We start from the raw sequence: 19868 nt of genomic DNA, 5'->3' as shown, positions 1-19868 counted from the left end.
GGATCCTCCGCCGCGCCGGTGATCCGGCCCTGCGGCCCCACCGCGCCCAGGTCGCCGCGCCGTCACGCCCCCGCCCAGGCCGCCGCGATCCGCGCGGCCAGCCGTACGTTGCCGCGCACCGCCGCGAGATTCGCGGTCAGCGAGGCACCGTCGGTGTGCCGCACCAGGTAGTTCAGCAGGAACGGCGTGACTCCCTGCCCGGTGACCCCCTCCTCCTCGCACGCGTGCAGCGCGTCGGCGAGCACGCGCGCGTGCAGCTCGGGATCCAGCTGCTCCGCCTCGGGCACCGGGTTGGCGACGATCAGCGCCGACTCGGGTCCGGCGACCGCGTCCTGCGCCCGCATGACGTCCGCCACCTGCCCGGGGCTGTCCAGCGTCCACTCCACGGGATGACCCGAGTCCGACAGGTAGAAGCCGGGGAACCGGTCGGTGCCGTACCCGGCCACCGCCACGCCCAGTGTCTCCAGCCGCTGCAGGGTCGCCGGCACGTCCAGGATCGACTTCACGCCCGCGCACACGACGGTGATCCGCGTCCGGGCCAGCAGGCCGAGGTCGGCCGACTCGTCCTGGGTCACCGTCCACTCCCGGTGCACCCCGCCGAGCCCGCCCGTGGCGAACACCCGCACGCCCGCCAGGGCCGCCAGCAGCGCGGTCGCCGACACCGTGGTGGCCCCGCTCGCCCCGGAGGCCACCGCGAGCGGCAGGTCGCGGTGGCCCAGCTTGCGGATGCCGTCCTCGTTCGCGACCCGCTCCAACTGCTGCTTGTCCAGGCCGACATGAGGCCGCCCGTCCAGCACGGCGATCGTCGCGGGTACGGCACCCTCCTGCCGTACGACGTCCTCCAGCTCCAGCGCCACCTGCAGGTTGCGCGGGCGCGGCAGCCCGTGCGCGATGATCGTGGACTCGAGCGCCACCACGGGGCGACGCGCGTCGATCGCGTCACGCACTTCTTCGGACACCACCAGCACCACGTGCCTGCCTCCTGTCGGTCGGTCTTCCCTCATCTCTGGCGGGCGGCGCACCCGGTCAAACACTTGCGGCCTGTGGGGGACGACACCAGCCTGGGATCCATGACGGACAACACCACACGTCTCGACCATGTCGTCCTCTGGGTGCACGACCCGGTGGCGGCGGCCGACTTCTACGAGAAGGCGGTCGGCCTTGAACCCCTGAGGCTCTCCGAATTCACCGCGGGGGCGGAACCCTTTCCCTCCGTACGGCTCAACGACGAGACCATCTTCGATCTCATGCCGCACTCCATGGCGGAGCGTATGAAGATGCTTCCCGGCGCCGCCGACAGCGCGGGCCACCCGGTCAACCACGTCTGCCTGGCCCTGGCCGGCGACGACTTCGAGGCACTGCGCGCCCGCCTGGAAGAACGGTCGGTCCCGGTCTCGGACTTCTCCTACGACTCCTTCGGCGCCCGCGGGTCGGCCCGGCGGAGCTTCTACTTCCGGGACCCGGACGGGAACGTCTTCGAGGCGCGGCACTACAACTAGCGTGCGAGGGGGTCACGCGCGCGTGGTGTGGCCCCCCTGAGCGACGTCTCTTCGCCCACCCGAGCCCGAGTCCGAGCCCGACTCTTCGACGTCCCGGCGTTCCCGGCGTTCCCGGCGTTCCGGCGCTCCCGCTCCTCGCGGCCTCGGCTAGAACAGCGGCTCGGGCAGCACGCCCTCCAGGGCCAGCAGCTTCCGCTTGGTCTCCAGGCCGCCCCCGAACCCGCCGATGCCGCCGTCGCGCTCCACGACCCGGTGACACGGCACGACGACCGGCAGCGGATTGGAGCCCATCGCCACTCCCACCGCCTGGGCCGCGCCCGGCTGACCCACTCGCCCCGCCAGATCGCCGTACCCGACCACCGTGCCGAACGGGACACCGGACGCCAGTTCGCGCAGCACCTGCCGGTTGAAGCCCGAGATCAGCGACCAGTCCAGCGGCAGCTCGAAGTCGTGCCGCTCCCCGGCGAAGTACGCCTCCACCTGGTGTATCGCCTCGGCCAGCAGCGGGGAGCCGGGCGCTTCGACGGGCTCGCCGCCCAGCCGGGACGCGAGCCGGTCCAACGCCTTGTCGCGGACCGCGTCCGTGGCGTGGAACACCACGTTGACCAGACCCTCGCGGGTCGCGGCCAGCAGCAGCGGACCGACGCCGGTGGTGACGACCGTCCACACGACCTGCTGCCCGTACTGCCCATGGCTGTTCATGCGACCCACCGTACGACCCGCCACTGACAACGCCCGGGGAAGCGCGGGGAGCCTCCGGCGAGGCCCCGCGGGGCTGCTCGGGCAGCGGCGGTCAGCCCCAGCGCAGCGCGGCGCCCACCAGGTCCGGCTTGTTGCTGATGACGCCGTCGACCCCGTACCCGGCGACACGTCGGGCGGCGGCCGCGGAGTCGACGGTCCAGGCGAAGACCTGCAGCGGCCTGCCGTGCGGACCCGTGAAGGCGTGGACGGCCGAGACGTACCCCTTGGATAGGGAGCCGTGCGAGGGATTGATCTGGTCGGCGAAGGTCGCGTACGCGTCCAGGTTCGCCACGGGTGGCGTACCGAGGAGCCCGGTCTTGACGCCCGGCTTCAGCTTGTGGACGGCGCGCACGCTGGCCGGGCTGAAGCTCTGCACGATCAGCCGGCTCGCGACGTGCTGCTGGTCCAGCCACCCCTCGTTGCCGAGGACCTTGAGGGTCTGGCCCTCGATGCCCGGGTACAGGTCCGGGTTCTTGATCTCCAGGAGCAGCTTCTGCTGGTGAAGCTCGACGCGGCGCACATACCGTTCGAGCGTGGGCACGCGCGCGCCCGCGTAGGCGGGGCCGAACCAGCTCCCCGCGTCGAGGCGCGCGATCTCGGCCGCGGTGAAGTCCCGCACCTTCCAGGGCGCCCGGTCGGGGAAGACCTCCTCGACGTCGGTGGTGCGCCGCAGATTGTCGTCGTGGAGGACGACGAGCCGGCCGTCCTTGGTGCGCTGGACGTCGTTCTCCACCCAGTCGATGCCCAGCCCGGCCGCCTTGTCGACGGCGGCCAGGGTGTTCTCGGGCGCGTAGGCGGAGGCGCCTCTGTGGGCGACGACCGTCGGCCGCTTGCCGTCGGCCCGGACGTCGGAGGGGGGCAGGAAGGCGGCGGCTCCCAGGAGCGCGGTGGTCGTGGCGGCAACTGCGCGCGCGTGCATGCGTACTCCTCGCGTCGAGCGATCACAGACAGCTCAACTGTGACAGCAGAGAGTCAACGGGAGGGGTGCACAGAATAGACACAACTTGAATGGAGTTGTCCCAAGTCCGCGCACGGGTACCGCACAACTGAGGCAAGGGCGTGTTTCTTTGCCGGAAAATCGTTCGACCATTCCGGTGGGAGTCATACTCTCTGCGTCAACCCCGACCGCTCGGGCGGTCCTGGGAAGGGGCGAACATCAGGGAATTCCGGGACGCAAGAGGGCGGAAGGACAGCCGCGCATGCAAGGCACGGTCGACGGATTCAGCTACGGACTCGTCACACCGGTGGTGGCCTATCTCATGGCCTGCCTGGGCGGCGCCCTCGGCCTGCGCTGCACCACCAGAGCCATGGTCAGCAACGCCTGGCGCCCCGGCTGGCTGGCCCTCGGCTCGGTCGCGATCGGCTCAGGCATATGGACCATGCACTTCATCGCGATGATGGGCTTCAAGGTCGAGCAGGCGCCGATCCACTACGACAGGGCGATGACCTACGCGAGTCTGGGTGTCGCCATCGTCATGGTGGGCCTGGGGATCTTCATCGTCGGCTATCGCGGGGCGTCCGGAACGGCCCTGATGACCGGGGGTGCCATCACCGGCCTGGGAGTCGCGTCGATGCACTACCTGGGCATGGCCGGCATGCGGCTGAACGGCAAGCTGGAGTACAACACCCTCACCGTGGGCGCCTCCGTCGTCATAGCTGTCGTCGCCGCCACCACGGCCCTGTGGGCCGCCGGACAGGTGCGGGGGTTCCTGTGGAGCGTCGGCGCGAGCCTCGTCATGGGGCTCGCCGTGACCGGCATGCACTACACGGGCATGGCCGCCCTCACGGTCCATCTGCACAGTTCCACGGCCCCCACCGGGGGCGACTCCGCGGCCTCCCTGATCGCGCCCATGATGATCGGCCCGCTCGCCTTCCTGCTCCTGGCAGGCGCCGTCGTGATGTTCGACCCACTGATCATCATGGGAAAGCCCGCACAGACGCCCGTCGAGAACAAGCCAGGTGTGCCCGCACGCGAGCTCGTCTCCCACCCGCCGGCCCGCCGGCCCTCCCTGCGCACCCGGCGGAACCTGGACCACGAGGGCTCCCGCACCCCGCAGAACCGCTGATCCGGCCGCGTTGTCAGTGGGGGGTCGTACGGTTGATGGCATGCGGCCCGTTTCCCACATCGAACGCACGGTGGCGCCCTTCGAGGTCGTCAGTCCGTACCAGCCCAGCGGTGACCAGCCCGCGGCCATCGCCGAGCTCGCCCGGCGCATCGAGGCCGGTGAGAAGGACGTCGTCCTGCTCGGCGCGACCGGCACCGGCAAGTCCGCCACCACCGCGTGGATGATCGAGAAGCTCCAGCGCCCCACGCTCGTGATGGCGCCGAACAAGACCCTGGCCGCCCAGCTGGCGAACGAGTTCCGGGAACTCCTCCCGAACAACGCCGTCGAGTACTTCGTCTCGTACTACGACTACTACCAGCCCGAGGCCTACGTCCCCCAGTCGGACACCTACATCGAGAAGGACTCCTCGATCAACGAGGAGGTCGAGCGGCTGCGCCACTCCGCGACGAACTCGCTGCTCACCCGCCGTGACGTCGTCGTGGTCGCCTCGGTCTCCTGCATCTACGGCCTCGGTACTCCGCAGGAGTACGTGGACCGCATGGTGCCCCTCCGAGTCGGCGACGAGATCGACCGGGACCAGCTGCTGCGCCGCTTCGTGGAGATCCAGTACACGCGTAACGACCTGGCTTTCTCCCGAGGCACCTTCCGCGTCCGCGGCGACACCATCGAGATCTTCCCGGTCTACGAGGAGCTCGCCGTCCGCATCGAGATGTTCGGCGACGAGATCGAGGCCCTGTCCACCCTGCACCCGCTCACCGGCGAGATCATCAGCGACGACCAGCAGCTGTACGTCTTCCCGGCCTCCCACTACGTCGCGGGCCCCGAGCGCCTGGAGCGGGCCGCCAACGACATCGAGAAGGAGCTGGGGGAGCGCCTGTCCGAGCTGGAGAAGCAGGGCAAGCTCCTGGAGGCCCAGCGCCTGAGGATGCGCACGACGTACGACCTCGAGATGCTCCGCCAGATCGGCTCCTGCTCCGGCGTCGAGAACTACTCGATGCACTTCGACGGCCGGCAGCCCGGCTCCCCGCCCAACACGCTGCTGGACTACTTCCCGGACGACTTCCTGCTCGTCATCGACGAGTCCCACGTCACCGTCCCGCAGATCGGCGCCATGTACGAGGGCGACGCCTCGCGCAAGCGCACCCTCGTCGACCACGGTTTCCGGCTGCCCTCGGCCCTGGACAACCGTCCCCTGAAATGGGAGGAGTTCCAGGAGCGCACCGGGCAGACCGTCTTCCTTTCGGCGACCCCCGGCAAGTACGAGCTCTCACGCGGCGACGGCGCCGTCGAACAGATCATCCGTCCCACCGGCCTGATCGACCCGGAGGTCGTCGTCAAGCCCACCGAGGGTCAGATCGACGACCTGGTGCACGAGATCCGGGAGCGTGTCGAGAAGGACGAGCGCGTCCTGGTCACGACCCTCACCAAGAAGATGTCCGAGGACCTCACCGACTACTTCCTGGAGCTCGGCATCCAGGTGCGCTATCTGCACAGCGACGTCGACACGCTGCGCCGCGTCGAGTTGCTGCGCGAGCTGCGGTCCGGCGAGTTCGACGTGCTGGTCGGCATCAACCTCCTCCGCGAGGGCCTCGACCTGCCCGAGGTCTCCCTGGTGGCGATCCTCGACGCCGACAAGGAAGGCTTCCTGCGTTCCGGCACCTCCCTCATCCAGACCATCGGCCGCGCGGCGCGCAACGTCTCCGGCCAGGTCCACATGTACGCCGACAAGATCACCCCGGCGATGGAGAAGGCCATCGAGGAGACCAACCGCCGTCGGGAGAAGCAGGTCGCGTACAACACGGAGCGGGGCATCGACCCCCAGCCGCTCCGCAAGAAGATCAACGACATCGTCGCGCAGATCGCCCGCGAGGACATCGACACCGAGCAGCTGCTCGGCTCCGGCTACCGCAAGCTGAAGGAGGGCAAGGGCGCCAAAGCACCCGTGCCCGCCCTCGGTGGCAAGGCGGCCAAGGGCACCAAGGCCGCCAAGGGCAAGTCCAGGGAGACGGTGCCGACCGACCGCCCCGCGGCCGAGCTCGCCGAGCAGATCGAGGAGATGACCGAACGCATGCGTGCCGCAGCGGCCGACCTCCAGTTCGAGATCGCGGCCCGACTGCGGGACGAGGTCTCCGAGATGAAGAAGGAACTCCGCCAGATGAAGGAAGCCGGCCTGGCCTGACGGCTTGACGGTCCGATCGCGTGACGGCCTGATAGTCCGATCGCGTGACGGCCTGACGGCCTGACGGCCTGACGGCCTGACGGCCTGACGGCCTGACGGTGCGCCGGTCACTGGAGGGAACCGGCGCCCCGGACCTGCCCGCCACCCCGGGCATGCGCGCTGTGTTGCAAGACCGACACAAAGTGTGGATCGGGGTACGGCAGTGTCAGTGGCCCTGCGTAAGGTGCTGGCCATCCGCGGATCCCGCGGCAACAGGGGACATACGAGAGGGGATCAGCGCGTGGTGGACGTATCCAAGGGCGGCGCGTCCGGTGGCGGCGTCAATCTGACCAAGGGTCAGGCCATCAGCCTGCAGAAGTCCGACGGCGGCAGCCTGACGGCGGTACGCATGGGGCTCGGCTGGCAGGCGGCTCCCCGGCGCGGCCTGTTCGGCTCGCGTACCCGGGAGGTCGACCTGGACGCCTCGGCCGTCCTGTTCGCGGACAAGCAGCCGGTCGACGTCGTCTTCTTCCGCCATCTGGTGAGCGACGACGGCTCGGTGCGCCACACCGGCGACAACCTGGTCGGCGGCGTGGGCCAGGGTGGCGACGACGAGGCGATCCTCGTCGACCTGTCACGGGTGCCGGTCCACATCGACCAGATCATCTTCACCGTGAACTCCTTCACGGGCCAGACCTTCCAGGAAGTGCAGAACGCGTTCTGCCGTCTGGTCGACGAGACGAACGGCCAGGAGCTCGCCCGCTACACGCTCGCGGGCGGCGGCGCGTACACGGCCCAGATCATGGCCAAGGTGCACCGCACGGGACCGGGCTGGACGATGACGGCCCTCGGCACTCCGACGAACGGCCGCACCTTCCAGGACCTGATGCCGGCGATCCTGCCGCATCTGTAGAGGCAGCGCGGCGGCAGCACACGACACACGACACAGGGGGAGAAGGCGATGGCGGCCGAGCTGGTGCGGGGACAGAACCACCCGCTCTCACAGGCCCGTCTCGAGATCCGGGTGGCGGCCGGCACGCCGGTCGTGGTGGGCGCCACGCTCGGCGACGAGCAGGGTGTGGTGCACGGCGTCGAGTGGGTCGCCCACCCGGGCGCACCCACCCTGCCCGGGCTCGAGGTCTCACGTCAGGCGGCCGCAGACCATCGCCTCGCGGTCGACCTCGGCGCCGTGCCGGAGGCCGTGCACCGGGTCGACGTGCTGCTCGCCCTGCCCTCGGCGGGCGGAGCGGGGCCGGTGTGCTTCGGCGCCGTCGCCGCCCCGTTCGTCGCGGTCACCGACCTCGACGGCACCGAGATCGCCAGCTACACGATCACCGGTCTGGACGCCGAGTCGGCCGTCGTCGCCCTGGAGCTGTACCGCCGGCAGGGCGCCTGGAAGGTGCGTGCCGTCGGCCAGGGGTACGCGGGCGGACTCGGCGACCTCCTCACCGACCAGGGGCTGGCCGAGGCCCACGGACTGGCGAGCGGTATCAACGAAGCGGTGGCCCAGGGCCTGGCCCGCTCGCTCCCGGCACCGTCGCGCCCCGCCGAAGCCGACCGCTCCCGGCAGGCGACCGCACCGGCCCTCAGCGGCGACCAGGGCGACTCCGCTGCCCAGGGCGCCTCCGGCGCCGCACCGCCACGGCCACTGACTCCCAACGGAACCCAGTCCTCCGGCGTCGCACCAGAGCCCACGTCTCAGTCCGGCGCCCAGACTCCCGGCGTCGCCGCGCAGCCCACGTCCTCGTCCGGCGTGCAGGCCCCCGGCGTCCCGCCGCAGCCGACGTCCGGACACCGTCCGCCGGTCAGCCCGGCGCCCGGTGCGCCCCAGCAGCCCGGCTCGCCCTACGGCACACCAAGCACTCCGGTGGGCGGTACACCGCAGCAACCCACCTCGCCCTACGGGCCGCAGAGCACGTCGGCGGCCGCCGCGCCGCGGCCCGCGAACCCCCAGGGCCACGCGCCCGCGGATTCCTCAGCCGTCGCCCAGCCGCCCGGCGCGGCCCCCGGCGGTCCGGTCGACTACAGCCACCCGCGGCGGAAGAGCGCGACGCCGACGCCTCCGCCGACACCGCCCCCGGGGCAGCCCGCGCAGCCGGTCGCGGGGGACGCCACCGGGTGGTCCATGGACGAGCGGCTCTACAACCAGGTGTGGGGCATGTTCGAGGACCTGGCCCGCACCATGGCCGCGTACCGCAGCGCCGTCGACTTCGCCGACTCGCGGATGGAGAAGGAACTCGACCAGGTGCTGTCCGACCCGCGCAGCCGGCTCGGCGGGCAGGGCGACGCCGCGCGCGAGGCGGCCCAGGCCAAGCACGCCCAGCTCGTCGACCAGGCCAGAACGGTCCTCGACCGGGACCTCGCCCAGCTCACCGCCGAGGTCGATGTCGTCGAGCCCGCGCTGCCGCCGGCGTACGCACGCTGGGACAACCCCGTGTGGCACGGCTACCGCGTGCCGATGGAGGTACCCATGGCGGTGCGCCTGGGTGACGTGCACCTGCCGGAGGCCGCCGAGCTGCGCATACCGCTGCTGGTCCGCCTGCCGCTGGAGCGCGGCCTGTGGATCGACAGCGGACGCGCCGGATCGCTCGACGGCTCCTTCACCGACTCCCACGACCTGCGACGCCTCGCGATGGAGACGGCGGTGGCGCACGCTGCCCGGCTGCTGGCCGTGTATCCGGCGGGCGAGTTCACCGTGCACGTCATCGACCCCGCCGGCTCGGCCGCGCAGGCGCTCGCGCCCCTGGTGCGGACGGGTGTGCTCGCCGCCCCGCCCTCCGTCGGTGCGGCAGGGGTGACGGACGTTCTGGCCCGGCTCACCGAGCGCGTCGACCTGGTGCAGATGGCGGTGCGCGCGGGCGCGGCCGACTCGCTCCCGCCCGGCCTCGACACCGCCGAGCAGCTGCTGATCGTGAACGACTTCCCGCACGCATTCGACGACCGAGCGGTGACCCAGCTCCGCTACCTCGCGGACGAGGGCCCGGCCGTCGGCGTTCACCTGATGATGGTCGCGGACCGTGAGGAGGCCGCCGGCTACGGTCCATTGCTCGACCCGCTGTGGCGTTCACTGCTGCGACTGACCCCGGTGCCCGACGACCACCTCGCCGACCCGTGGGTCGGGCACGCCTGGACGTACGAACCCTCTCTCGTGCCGCCCGGCAGTCAGGTGCTCCAGCAGGTGCTCACCCGTGTGGCGATGGCGCGCACCAAGTACACGTAAAGTCGCCTGACCAGCGCTTTTGACCCTTCTTTTGCCAATCACTTTACCTTTCCTTGGTGATTCGGTACGGTTGTTCCCACGGAGGGGAGTACTCCCTGTCGACTGCGGCGTACCCGTCAATACGGATCAGGCCTGATCCCGGGGCGCCGGCCCATCCTGGGTGGAAGAGACCTCCGGCAGCGCGACGACGCTGGTTACTTGCCGTTACGTAATGCCGGAGGCAGCAGTGGATGTTTCCCCGACCCTGTGGGTCCTGACGATCTTGGGTCTGGCCGCGCTCATCGCGGTCGACTTCTTCATCGGCCGCAAGCCGCACGACGTGTCCATCAAGGAAGCCGGGATCTGGACGATCGTCTGGATCGTCCTGGCCGGACTCTTCGGTCTCGGTCTGTTCCTTTTCGCCGGCGGCCAGCCGTCCGGCGAGTTCTTCGCGGGCTTCATCACCGAGAAGTCCCTGAGCGTCGACAACCTCTTCGTCTTCGTCCTGATCATGGCGAAGTTCGCGGTGCCCTCGCAGTACCAGCAGCGGGTGCTGCTGGTCGGTGTCCTCATAGCCCTGGTGCTCCGGGCGATCTTCATCGCCGCAGGTGCCGCCATCCTCGCCAGCTTCGCGTGGGTCTTCTACCTCTTCGGTGCCTTCCTGATCTGGACCGCCTGGAAGCTCATCCAGGAGGCCCGGGCCGACGAGGAGGAAGAGGAGTTCGAGGAGAGCAAGCTGCTCAAGGCCGTCGAGCGCCGTTTCGGCGTGGCCGACCGGTACCACGGCACCAAGCTGTGGATCCAGGAGAACGGCAAGCGGGTCATGACCCCGATGCTGGTCGTGATGCTCGCGATCGGTTCGACGGACGTCCTGTTCGCGCTCGACTCGATCCCGGCGATCTTCGGCCTGACCCAGGACCCGTACATCGTCTTCACGGCCAACGCCTTCGCGCTGATGGGCCTGAGGCAGCTGTACTTCCTGATCGGCGGTCTGCTCAAGAGGCTGGTCCACCTCAGCTACGGCCTGTCGATCATCCTCGGCTTCATCGGCGTCAAGCTGGTCCTGCACGCGCTGCACGAGTCCGGGGTCCACGTCCCGGAGATCAGCATCCCGGTCTCCCTCGGCGTGATCTGCCTGGTCCTGATCGTCACCACGATCACCAGCCTGCGGGCGTCCAAGAAGCAGGCGGCGGCCGAGGCGGCGCAGGAGCAGGCGCCGGGCGAAGGTGCTCCGAAGGACAGCATCGAGGCCTGACCCCATCGGACGCAGTGCCCGAGTTCCCATGACGCCGACTGGCCCCGCACTCCTGGAGTGCGGGGCCAGTTCGCCTCTGCGACGATCACTGCATGATCGCTCGGCTCATGTCGTCCACGACACGGTGGACGTCCGTCGTGCCGGTACTCGCGGTCGTCATGCTGCTGTTCACCTGGGGCCGAGACCTGCCCGGCATGGTCGTCGCGCTGATGACCGTGGTCCTCGCCGGAGCTGTGCTGGCCGCCGTGCACCACGCCGAAGTGGTCGCCCACCGGGTCGGCGAGCCCTTCGGCTCCCTGGTTCTGGCCGTTGCCGTCACGGTCATCGAGGTCGCCCTGATCGTCACCCTGATGGTGGACGGTGGTGACAAGAGCTCGACGCTGGCCAGGGACACGGTCTTCGCAGCCGTGATGATCACCTGCAACGGCATTGTCGGTCTCAGCCTCCTGGTCGCCGCCCTGCGCCACGGCACGGCGGTCTTCAACCCCGAGGGCACCGGCGCCGCCCTCGCGACGGTCGCCACCCTGGCCACGCTCAGCCTGGTGCTGCCGACGTTCACCACCAGCAAGCCGGGCCCGGAGTTCTCCGGCGTCCAGCTGACCTTCGCGGCACTCTCCTCGCTGGTCCTGTACGGCCTGTTCGTGGCGACCCAGACCGTACGGCACCGTGACTACTTCCTCCCGGTCAGCCGCCAGGGCGAGGTCATCGCCGCCGAAGAACACGCCGGTGTACCGTCCGCCCGGACCACCCGGATCAGCGTCGGGCTGCTGAGCCTGGCCCTGATCGGCGTGGTCGGCCTGGCCAAGGGCGTGTCGCCGACCATCGAGTCCGGGGTGGAATCAGCCGGCATGCCGCAGGCCGTCGTCGGTGTGATCATCGCCCTGCTGGTGCTGCTGCCCGAGACCATCGCCGCGCTGCGCTCCGCCCGCCGCGACCGGGTGCAGACCAGCCTCAACCTCGCGCTCGGCTCGGCCATGGCCAGCATCGGCCTGACCATCCCCGCTGTGGCCCTGGCCTCGATCTGGCTCTCCGGCCCGCTCGTGCTCGGCCTCGGCTCCACGCACATGGTGCTGCTCGCGCTGACCGTGGTGGTGAGTTCCCTGACGGTGGTGCCGGGCCGGGCCACGCCACTCCAGGGAGGGGTCCACCTGGTCCTGTTCGCGGCGTATCTCGAACTGGCGATCAATCCCTAGACGCCGAATCCCTAGACGCTCAATCCCTAGACGATCAGTCCGATCAGCCCTTGCACGATCAGCCCTTGCACGATCAGCCCATGCACGGTGAGTCCGTGCACGAGCAACCCCGGACGGTCGATCCCTCGACAGTCGGCCGATCACCGGATGGCCGCCCACCAAGCCGGCGTAAACGCTCGCGCAAGCGTTTACGCACCGCCCGCGCTCATCCGGTGGCCGGTTCCGCCGCCACCACCGGCACCGGCCGCGTCTCGGGAAGCAGCGCGAAGCACCCCAGGCTGAGCAGGGCGATCCCTGTCAGATACGCCCCGACACCCCACGGCACCCGGCCGCCCTGCTCGACGAGCGCGGTGGCCACGAGGGGCGTCAGCGCGCCCCCGACGACCCCGCCGAGGTTGTAGCCGACCGCGGCGCCCGTGCAGCGCACCCGGGGTTCGTACAGCTCCGGCAGATAGGCGGCGATCACCGCGAACATGCTGATGAACGCGAGCATCGCCCCCAGGAAACCGAGGAACATCAGCACCGGCTCTCCCGTGGCGAGGAGCGCGACCATCGGGAACATCCACACGGCGGCGCCCGCACACCCGGCCAGGCACAACGGCCGACGTCCGTACCGGTCGCCGAGCATCGCCGCCACCGGCGTCAGTGAGCCCTTCACCAGCACCGCGGCCATGATGCAGGTCAGCATGACGGTCCGGCTCACGCCGAGCCGCTCGGTGGCGTAGGCGAGGGACCAGGTCGTCACGGCGTAGAAGATCGCGTACCCGATCGCGAGTGCCCCCGCGGTCAGCAGGACCAGCCGCCAGTGGTCACGCGTCACCTCGGCGAGCGGCACGCGCGCGTGGTCGTCGATCTCGAGGAAGCTGGGGCTCTCGACGAGCGAGGAGCGCAGCCACAGCCCCACCACGGCCAGCACTCCGGCCGCCCAGAACGGCACCCGCCAGCCCCACTGGGCGAACTGCGCCTCGGACAGCGTCGCCGACAGCGCCAGCACCACGCCGTTCGCGAGCAGAAAGCCCACCGCGGGCCCGATCTGCGGGAAGCTCGACCACAGGCCACGCCGTTCGGCGGGCGCGTGTTCCACGGTCAGCAGCACGGCCCCGCCCCACTCCCCGCCGAGCCCGAGCCCCTGCAGAAAGCGCAGCACGAGCAGGAGCACGGGAGCGGCGACGCCGATGGTGTCGTAGGTCGGTACGCAGCCGACCGCGACCGTGGACGCACCCGTCAGCAACAGTGAGGCGACCAGGACCGGCCTGCGCCCCTGCCGGTCGCCGATGTGTCCGAACAGCACCGATCCCAGCGGCCGGGCGACGAACCCGACACCGAACGTCCCGAAGGCGGCCAGCGTCCCCGCCACCGGCGAGAACGTGGGGAAGAACAGTGGCCCCAGGACCAGCGCCGCGGCGGTCCCGTAGACGAAGAAGTCGTAGAACTCGATGGCCGTCCCGGCGAGCGAGGCGGCCGCGAGCCGCAGCATGGAGGGTGCCTTTACGGTGCGTACGTCGTGCATGCCGCGTCAACTACCCACGGTGATCACGGGTTACGGGGGCGCGCGGGGTCGCGGTGTGCGTCAGTAGGTGACGGTGATGCGCCGGGCGGGACCGTCGACGCGGACGATACCGCCGTAGGGGATGACGAGCTGGGGGTCGGTGTGACCGAAGTCGACGTCGAGGACGATCGTGGTGTCGGGGGCGTACGCCCGCATGGCGCGCAGCACGGCCTCGCGCTGTCCGGCGGCGTAACGAGCGGCCTCCTGCGGGCTGTTGGGGCGCTCGAGGGACCAGGTCCTCGCTCGGCCCATCAGCAGCGCGGAGAACCGCTGGAGCAGGCCGCGCTCGCCCATGTTGCGCATCGTCGAGAAGACCTCCGCGGCACTTGGCATGTCCTCCGAGGTCTCCAGGAGGAGTACGCCGCCGTCGTACTCGGTCAGGTCGTGCGAGACCTCGCGGTCGGCCATCAGTAGCCAGCCGAGGATCTCCAGGCATCCGCCCCAACTGCGGCCCTCGACCACCCGGTCGGGGTTCACCCAGGTCCATCCGGTGCCGGGTCGGGTCTCCGGTTCCGCGTCGAAGGTCGCGGGGTCGGCCCAGTCGCCGTTGACGTCGTTCCAGCGCTCGGCGGGCCGCAACTCGTACTCGCCCGAGGTGAACAGGGCCGCGCGCAGCGACTCGGCGGTCTGCGGGTGCATGGCGCCGGGCCGGCCCAGCTCGCACATCACGGTCGCACCGTGGTAGCCGACGATCCCGGCGTTGCGCAGGAACGCGAGCAGGTTCGTGTTGTCACTCATCCCGAAGAACGGCTTCGGGTTCGCGGCGATCAACTCCCGGTCCAGCAGCGGCAGTACGGTGATCTGGTCGTCACCGCCGATCGACGCGACGACCGCCTTGATGTCCGGGTCGGCGAAGGCGGCGTGGAGGTCGTCGGCACGCTCCTGCGGCGTGGAGCCCATCTTGCGGGTCGCCGGGTACTCGACCGGTTCGAGCCCGTACTCCTTGCGCAGCCGCTCCAGGCCCAGCTCGTGAGGGCGCGGGAAGAGGCCGGGCAGGCCGGACGAGGGCGAGAGCACGGCGATGCGGTCGCCAGGTAACGGCTTGGGCGGATAGGAGGGCGTCGTCATACGGGGAGGGTACGGGCGGCCGACCGGGCCCCGCACCGTGATAAACCGGGTCCGAGCAGCGGTCCTCGGCGGATCGCCCCATCCTGAACGGACCGGAGGAACCGTGCCCCGCACCCTGGCCCACGCCCCGATCATGATCCTCAACGGCCCCAACCTGAATCTGCTCGGCCAGCGCCAGCCGGAGATCTACGGCTCCGACACCCTCGCCGACGTCGAGGCCCTGTGTGCCAAGGCGGCGGCCGCGCACGGCGGAACGGTGGACTTCCGCCAGTCCAACCACGAGGGTGAGCTGGTCGACTGGATCCATGAGGCGCGGTTGAACCACTGCGGGATCGTGATCAACCCGGGTGCCTACTCGCACACCTCGGTCGCGATCCTGGATGCGCTCAACACCTGTGACGGGCTTCCGGTGTTGGAGGTCCACATCTCCAACATCCATCAGCGCGAGTCGTTCCGGCACCACTCGTACGTCTCGCTGCGCGCGAACGGTGTCATCGCCGGATGCGGAGTGCAGGGCTACGTGTTCGGGGTGGAGCGGGTCGCTGCGCTGGTGGGGGCGGCACAGGCGGACGCGTAAACGCTTACGCCTCCCCGTGGCCTTGACCCGGCGGCCTAGGGGAGTCGGCCGGCCTCCACGATCCGCCGCAGAAAGCGCTGCGTGCGCTCCTGCCGCGGATCGCCGAAGATCTGCTCGGCGCCGCCGCGCTCCAGGACCACACCGCCGTCCAGGAAGCACACCTGGTCGGCCACCTCGCGGGCGAAGCTCATCTCGTGCGTGGCCAGCACCATGGTCATGCCGTCGTCCTTCAGATCGCGCACGACGGCGAGGACCTCGCCCACCAGCTCGGGATCCAGCGCGGCGGTGACCTCGTCGAGCAGCAGCAGCCGGGGACGTACGGCCAGAGCGCGCGCGATCGCGACCCGCTGCTGCTGTCCGCCGCTCAGCCGGTCCGGGTACTCGCCCGCCCTGCCGCCGAGGCCGAGCCGCTCCAGCAGCTCACGCGCGCGTGCCTCGGCCTCGGCGCGGGACACGCCGTGCACACGGCGCGGGGCCAGGGTGATGTTCTCGAGGACGGTCATGTGCGGGAACAGGTTGTACGCCTGGAAGACCACGCCGATACGGCGGCGCACCGCGTCCTGGTCGACGCGTGGATCGGTGATCTCCTCGTCGTCCAGCCAGATCGCGCCGTCGTCGATGTCCTCCAGGAGGTTGGCGCACCGCAGCAGCGTCGACTTGCCGGACCCGGACGCGCCGATCAGCGCGGTCACCGTGTGCGGGGCGACCTCCAGGTCGACGTCCCGCAGCACGACCGTGCCACCGAACGTCTTGCGGACCGACTCCATGCGCAGCACGGGGGCGTCACTCATAGGGATCCTCCCTGGGCCCGCTGACGGTCCATCCGGGCCGTCACCCAGTCAGTGAACCGTGTCATGGGGATGGTCAGCGCCACGAAGACCAGGCCCGCGACGATGTAGGGCGTGTAGTTGAGGCTGCGGCCGACGATGATGTCGGCGGCCCGTACGGCGTCCACCGCGCCGCCGATCGACACGAGCCCGGTGTCCTTCTGGAGCGACACCAGGTCGTTGAGCAGCGGCGGCACCTGGCGACGCACCGCCTGCGGGAGGACGACGTACCGCAGCGCCTGCCGGTTGTTGAGGCCGAGTGAGCGGGCCGCGGCGCGCTGCGAGGGGTGGACGGACTCGATGCCGGCGCGGAACACCTCGGCGACGTACGCCGAGTACGTCAGCGTCAGCGCCGTACCGCCCAGCAGCACCGGGTCGACGGTGACACCCTGCAGCCGCAGCGCGGGCACGCCGAGGACCACGATCATCAGGTTGATGATGAGCGGCAGGCCCCGGAAGAAGTCGGTGTACGCGGCGGCGAGCACGCGCAGCGGGAAGAACACCGGGCCGCGCAGGGTGCGCGCGACGGCTATGAGCATCCCGAGGACGAGCACGGCAGCGCCGCAGATCAGCAGCAGCCGGACGTTGAGCCACAGTCCTTCGAGGACCTTGGGCAACGCCTCGCGCGCGTACTCGGCGCTGAAGAACGTCTCCTTGGTGCGCGCCCAGCCGGGTGCGTTGACGACGACCAGGTAGAGGACGACGCCTGTGACCAGCGTCGAGAGCGCGCCGATCGCGGTGGCGCGGCGGGAGCGGGCGCGCTTGTAGGCCTCGCGGTCGATGCGCCGCTGCGAGGGGACGTATCCCTCGCTTCCCTCGCTCTCCTGGCCGGACTCGTCCTTGGTGAGCGTCACTTGAGAACGGGTGCGTCGACGGCCTCGGACAGCCACTGCTGCTCGATCTTCGCCAGCGTGCCGTTCTCGCGCAGGGCGTCGACGGCGTCCGTCACGCACGAGGTGAGCGCGCTGCCCTTGTCGAGCACGAGCCCGAACTGCTCCGGCGTACCGCCCTGGTTCTCGAACTGCCCCACGATCGTCGCGTCGGTGACCTCGGCCGCGGTGATGTAGAAGGCGGTCGGCAGGTCGACGACGATGGCGTCGACCTGGCCGTTCTGCAGGGCGGACTTGGCCTGGTCGTTCTTGGCGTAGGCGGCGGGCTCCCGAGTCGGCTTCACCACGTCGTCGATGTAGTTGAGGCTGGTGGTGCCGACCTGGGCGCCCAGCTTGAGGCCCTTCAGGTCGGCGAGGCTCGTCGCCTTCGCGGCCTTGCTGTTTTTGAGGGCGATGACGGCCTGGCGCACGTCGTAGTAGCCGGACGAGAAGTCCACGGCCTTCTTGCGCTCGTCGCTGATCGACACCTGGTTGATGTCGAAGTCGAACGTCTTTTCGCCGGGCGCGAAGGCCTTGTTGAAGGGAACGCTCTGCCAGACGACGGCGCTCTTGTCGTAGCCGAGCTCCTTCGCCACGGCGTAGGCGACCGCGGACTCGAAGCCCTCGCCGTTCGCGGGCTTGCCATCCTTGAACCACGGCTCGTACGCGGGCTCGTCGGTGGCGATCGTCAGTGTGCCGGAGGTTTCGGTGGCCAGCTTGCCCTTGGCGCAGGTGGCCCCGGCCGACCCCGAAGGCGTGTCGGCCGCCTTCTCCTCCGGCTGCGGAGCGCAGCCGACAGCGGTGGCGAGCAGGGCTGTGGTCGCGGCGGCGAGGGCGCGGCGCAGCGGGCGCGAGGCAAGAGGCATGGCGGGAGAGTGGCAGTCCGTCGCCCCGTTTGTCGAGGTCAGGGCGAGATTCGTCCGCATGGTGGGAACGGGTGTTTCATTCTTGTGAACGCGTCCCGTGAGGTGATGCTCGCCGGGGCCGCCGGTCGAGGGCGGGGATCGGAAGACCGGCGGCCCGTACCGCGCAGGAGCCGTCGTCCTGGGCGGGGCTGCCACCAGTTGACTGCGCAACCACGTGCGCCGGGAGCGCGCGCACGGCACCGGCGTGAGCGAAGGGTTCACACGGGGCGCGTGGGCGGGGTGGACGCGGGGCGCACACTCATCGCCGCGCGCCTGTGCTGGTCGCCCATCCCCGCGTGCCGGCGGCCCTCGTCGGCCGCGGGCGCCGGTCGCTTACCGGCCCCGTGCCCCCGGGAGCCCGCGCAGGACGCCGGCGAGCGCGGAGGGTTCACACGGGGCGGGCTCTCCTCGCCCTGCGCGCCGGATGCTCACGGCCCCCGCGACGGGTGGCAGTCACCAGCTCCGCGACGGGTGGCAGTCACCAGCCCCGCGCGTGCCACTCCGGCAGATGCGGCCGCTCCGCGCCCAGCGTCGTGTCGTTGCCGTGCCCGGGGTACACCCATGCCTCGTCGGGGAGGGCGTCGAAGATCTTCGTCTCGACGTCGTGGATCAGGCTGGCGAACGCCTTCGGGTCCTTGCGGGTGTTGCCCACCCCGCCGGGGAACAGGCAGTCGCCGGTGAAGACGTGGGGATGCCCGTGCGGGTCGTCGTAGACGAGGGCGATCGAGCCCGGCGTGTGGCCGACCAGATGGCGCGCGGTGAGTTCCACGCGCCCCACGCGGATGGTGTCGCCGTCGTCGACCAGGACGTCGGTGGGCACGGGGATGCCGTCGGCGTCTTCCCGACCCGCGTACGTGCGCGCGCCCGTGGCCGCGACGACCTCGGCGAGCGCCTGCCAGTGGTCACCGTGCTGGTGCGTGGTGACGACCGACGCGATGCCGTCCTCGCCGATGCTGCCGAGCAGGGTGCCGGCGTCGTTGGCGGCGTCGATCAGCAGTTGCTCGTCCGTGGCCCGGCAGCGCAGTACATAGGCGTTGTTGTTCATGGGTCCGACCGCGATCTTCGTGATCATCACGTCTCGCAGTTCGTGCACGTCGGCCGGGCCGCCGACCGTCACCACTCCGCTGTACGTCATGACGTTCAGCCTATAGCGGGGAGGGGCCCGGCCGAGGGGGAGCGGACTACAGCGGGGGAAGGGCCGGCAGTGGGCCGCCGGTCACGGTCAGAGCGGATCCGTCGCGGCGTCCCGCGAGCCAGCCCAGCAGGTCGGCCCGGTGGCCGGTGACGGTGATCCGAGCCGTCCCGTCACGGCCGGTCGTGATCCGGCGCCGGCCGTCCTGCTCGATCAGCACGGCGGGTACGTCGGGATGGCCCCGGAAGCGGTCGGCGAGGAAGTCGATCTCCCGCTGGGTGAAGTCCTCGGGGAGGTCTTCCAGGTTGTACCCGATGTCGAGGTCCACATGGTGCAGCTCCACCTCGATCCAGCGCCGGAACGGCACCCGGGAGGCGGAGTCGGTGACCCCGTTGCGCAGCTCCACCGTGCGCGACCAGTCCGCCGGCCCGGCCCCCGCCTCCTGGAAGCGCGCCGCGCTGTCGCGGAGGTCGGTGACCTGGACGGAGAGGGGGCGCGGGGCGTCCCGCTCGATGTCGCAATCCCGGGCGTTCGCGGAGGCGTACATGGGACGGTCTTCGAGGACGTTCACGAGGGCGTCCGCGTTGCGGGCCAGGTGGGCGAGGATGTGGCCGCGGGTCCAGCCGGGCAGCCGTGACGGCTCGGTCACAGCCGAGTTGTCCAGTTTGGTGACTGCGATGAGCAAGCGTTCGGTAGCGTCACGTACAGACGCCAGGTCATGCGCGTGATCAATCATGGTGCTGACCCTAGCTCCGGCCACACCTTCGGGTGAAGCTCGTGTAGCGGAACCGTAAATCGAATGCACGTGCTATATGGTCGGGCGTGGCGTC

General features: G+C 70.3%; 18 protein-coding genes. 8 read left to right on the top strand and 10 right to left on the bottom strand.

What is annotated here, in order from left to right; genetic code table 11:
- Positions 1-62 precede the first annotated feature (62 nt).
- Positions 63-971, bottom strand: a complete 909-nt coding sequence (locus tag ACZ5XS_RS37180) for a pseudouridine-5'-phosphate glycosidase (RefSeq protein ID WP_468658985.1) — start codon at positions 969-971, stop codon at positions 63-65.
- Between the two features lie 99 nt (positions 972-1070).
- Between ACZ5XS_RS37180 and ACZ5XS_RS37175 the strand changes: the two genes are divergently transcribed.
- Complete coding sequence (locus tag ACZ5XS_RS37175) at positions 1071-1499, top strand: VOC family protein (RefSeq protein ID WP_468658983.1); 429 nt, start codon at positions 1071-1073, stop codon at positions 1497-1499.
- Between the two features lie 147 nt (positions 1500-1646).
- Here the strand turns inward: ACZ5XS_RS37175 and ACZ5XS_RS37170 are convergent, their stop codons facing one another.
- Together ACZ5XS_RS37170 and ACZ5XS_RS37165 are read right to left on the bottom strand one after the other, a co-directional pair.
- A complete protein-coding gene (locus tag ACZ5XS_RS37170) occupies positions 1647-2201 on the bottom strand; it encodes a methylated-DNA--[protein]-cysteine S-methyltransferase (RefSeq protein ID WP_468658981.1) in 555 nt (184 codons plus the stop codon).
- 91 nt (positions 2202-2292) lie between these two features.
- On the bottom strand, positions 2293-3159 hold the full coding sequence (locus tag ACZ5XS_RS37165; protein WP_468658979.1) for a glycerophosphodiester phosphodiesterase: 867 nt from the start codon (positions 3157-3159) through the stop codon (positions 2293-2295).
- 280 nt (positions 3160-3439) lie between these two features.
- Between ACZ5XS_RS37165 and ACZ5XS_RS37160 the strand changes: the two genes are divergently transcribed.
- From ACZ5XS_RS37160 to ACZ5XS_RS37135, 6 genes are all read left to right on the top strand, one after another.
- Positions 3440-4306, top strand: coding sequence for an MHYT domain-containing protein (locus tag ACZ5XS_RS37160; RefSeq protein ID WP_468658977.1), 867 nt, complete (start codon positions 3440-3442; stop codon positions 4304-4306).
- Between the two features lie 40 nt (positions 4307-4346).
- Positions 4347-6485: an excinuclease ABC subunit UvrB gene (gene uvrB / locus ACZ5XS_RS37155; protein ID WP_468658975.1), complete on the top strand. Its 2139-nt coding sequence runs from the start codon at positions 4347-4349 to the stop codon at positions 6483-6485.
- 325 nt (positions 6486-6810) lie between these two features.
- A complete protein-coding gene (locus tag ACZ5XS_RS37150) occupies positions 6811-7377 on the top strand; it encodes a TerD family protein (protein ID WP_217235867.1) in 567 nt (188 codons plus the stop codon).
- A 48-nt stretch (positions 7378-7425) separates the two neighbouring features.
- Positions 7426-9684 carry a TerD family protein gene (locus ACZ5XS_RS37145; RefSeq protein ID WP_468658973.1) on the top strand — a complete coding sequence of 753 codons (2259 nt, stop codon included), beginning with the start codon at positions 7426-7428 and terminating at the stop codon, positions 9682-9684.
- Positions 9685-9910: 226 nt separating this feature from the next.
- On the top strand, positions 9911-10918 hold the full coding sequence (locus ACZ5XS_RS37140; RefSeq protein WP_468658971.1) for a TerC/Alx family metal homeostasis membrane protein: 1008 nt from the start codon (positions 9911-9913) through the stop codon (positions 10916-10918).
- Positions 10919-11010: 92 nt separating this feature from the next.
- Positions 11011-12111, top strand: coding sequence for a calcium:cation antiporter (locus ACZ5XS_RS37135; protein WP_468658969.1), 1101 nt, complete (start codon positions 11011-11013; stop codon positions 12109-12111).
- A gap of 205 nt (positions 12112-12316) precedes the next feature.
- On the opposite strand, the gene ACZ5XS_RS37130 is transcribed toward ACZ5XS_RS37135, so the two are convergent.
- A complete protein-coding gene (locus ACZ5XS_RS37130; RefSeq protein WP_468658967.1) occupies positions 12317-13621 on the bottom strand; it encodes an MFS transporter in 1305 nt (434 codons plus the stop codon).
- A gap of 60 nt (positions 13622-13681) precedes the next feature.
- Positions 13682-14728: a S66 family peptidase gene (locus tag ACZ5XS_RS37125; protein ID WP_468658965.1), complete on the bottom strand. Its 1047-nt coding sequence runs from the start codon at positions 14726-14728 to the stop codon at positions 13682-13684.
- Positions 14729-14831: 103 nt separating this feature from the next.
- On the opposite strand from ACZ5XS_RS37125, the gene aroQ reads away from it, so the two are divergent.
- Positions 14832-15305 (top strand): type II 3-dehydroquinate dehydratase, encoded by a 474-nt coding sequence (gene aroQ / locus ACZ5XS_RS37120; protein WP_468658963.1) that lies wholly within the window; start codon positions 14832-14834, stop codon positions 15303-15305.
- A gap of 35 nt (positions 15306-15340) precedes the next feature.
- On the opposite strand, the gene ACZ5XS_RS37115 is transcribed toward aroQ, so the two are convergent.
- From ACZ5XS_RS37115 to ACZ5XS_RS37095, 5 genes are all read right to left on the bottom strand, one after another.
- The gene (locus tag ACZ5XS_RS37115; protein ID WP_468658961.1) at positions 15341-16096 is read right to left on the bottom strand and encodes an amino acid ABC transporter ATP-binding protein; all 756 of its coding nucleotides are present in this window, start codon (positions 16094-16096) and stop codon (positions 15341-15343) included.
- Positions 16093-16986, bottom strand: coding sequence for an amino acid ABC transporter permease (locus ACZ5XS_RS37110; protein ID WP_468658959.1), 894 nt, complete (start codon positions 16984-16986; stop codon positions 16093-16095). The genes ACZ5XS_RS37115 and ACZ5XS_RS37110 overlap by 4 nt, the downstream gene beginning before the upstream one ends.
- Complete coding sequence (locus ACZ5XS_RS37105; protein ID WP_468658957.1) at positions 16983-17867, bottom strand: ABC transporter substrate-binding protein; 885 nt, start codon at positions 17865-17867, stop codon at positions 16983-16985. The genes ACZ5XS_RS37110 and ACZ5XS_RS37105 overlap by 4 nt, the downstream gene beginning before the upstream one ends.
- 517 nt (positions 17868-18384) lie before the next feature.
- Positions 18385-19041: an MBL fold metallo-hydrolase gene (locus ACZ5XS_RS37100; protein ID WP_468658955.1), complete on the bottom strand. Its 657-nt coding sequence runs from the start codon at positions 19039-19041 to the stop codon at positions 18385-18387.
- Between the two features lie 46 nt (positions 19042-19087).
- A complete protein-coding gene (locus ACZ5XS_RS37095; RefSeq protein WP_468658953.1) occupies positions 19088-19774 on the bottom strand; it encodes a maleylpyruvate isomerase family mycothiol-dependent enzyme in 687 nt (228 codons plus the stop codon).
- Positions 19775-19868 lie beyond the last annotated feature (94 nt).

This window comes from Streptomyces sp. NPDC033131 (assembly GCF_055578365.1).
The sequence above is the reverse complement of the archived record's forward strand: the minus strand, read 5'-3'. Positions and strand labels throughout refer to the sequence as shown.

What these genes read in the sequence shown, in the direction of transcription:
- ACZ5XS_RS37175 (WP_468658983.1), top strand. Translation starts at nt 1,071, where the DNA reads ATGACGGACAACACCACACGTCTCGACCATGTCGTCCTCTGGGTGCAC.
- ACZ5XS_RS37170 (WP_468658981.1), bottom strand. Translation starts at nt 2,201, where the DNA reads ATGAACAGCCATGGGCAGTACGGGCAGCAGGTCGTGTGGACGGTCGTC.
- ACZ5XS_RS37165 (WP_468658979.1), bottom strand. Translation starts at nt 3,159, where the DNA reads ATGCACGCGCGCGCAGTTGCCGCCACGACCACCGCGCTCCTGGGAGCC.
- ACZ5XS_RS37160 (WP_468658977.1), top strand. Translation starts at nt 3,440, where the DNA reads ATGCAAGGCACGGTCGACGGATTCAGCTACGGACTCGTCACACCGGTG.
- uvrB (WP_468658975.1), top strand. Translation starts at nt 4,347, where the DNA reads ATGCGGCCCGTTTCCCACATCGAACGCACGGTGGCGCCCTTCGAGGTC.
- ACZ5XS_RS37145 (WP_468658973.1), top strand. Translation starts at nt 7,426, where the DNA reads ATGGCGGCCGAGCTGGTGCGGGGACAGAACCACCCGCTCTCACAGGCC.
- ACZ5XS_RS37135 (WP_468658969.1), top strand. Translation starts at nt 11,011, where the DNA reads ATGATCGCTCGGCTCATGTCGTCCACGACACGGTGGACGTCCGTCGTG.
- ACZ5XS_RS37130 (WP_468658967.1), bottom strand. Translation starts at nt 13,621, where the DNA reads ATGCACGACGTACGCACCGTAAAGGCACCCTCCATGCTGCGGCTCGCG.
- ACZ5XS_RS37125 (WP_468658965.1), bottom strand. Translation starts at nt 14,728, where the DNA reads ATGACGACGCCCTCCTATCCGCCCAAGCCGTTACCTGGCGACCGCATC.
- ACZ5XS_RS37115 (WP_468658961.1), bottom strand. Translation starts at nt 16,096, where the DNA reads ATGAGTGACGCCCCCGTGCTGCGCATGGAGTCGGTCCGCAAGACGTTC.
- ACZ5XS_RS37105 (WP_468658957.1), bottom strand. Translation starts at nt 17,867, where the DNA reads ATGCCTCTTGCCTCGCGCCCGCTGCGCCGCGCCCTCGCCGCCGCGACC.
- ACZ5XS_RS37100 (WP_468658955.1), bottom strand. Translation starts at nt 19,041, where the DNA reads ATGACGTACAGCGGAGTGGTGACGGTCGGCGGCCCGGCCGACGTGCAC.
- ACZ5XS_RS37095 (WP_468658953.1), bottom strand. Translation starts at nt 19,774, where the DNA reads ATGATTGATCACGCGCATGACCTGGCGTCTGTACGTGACGCTACCGAA.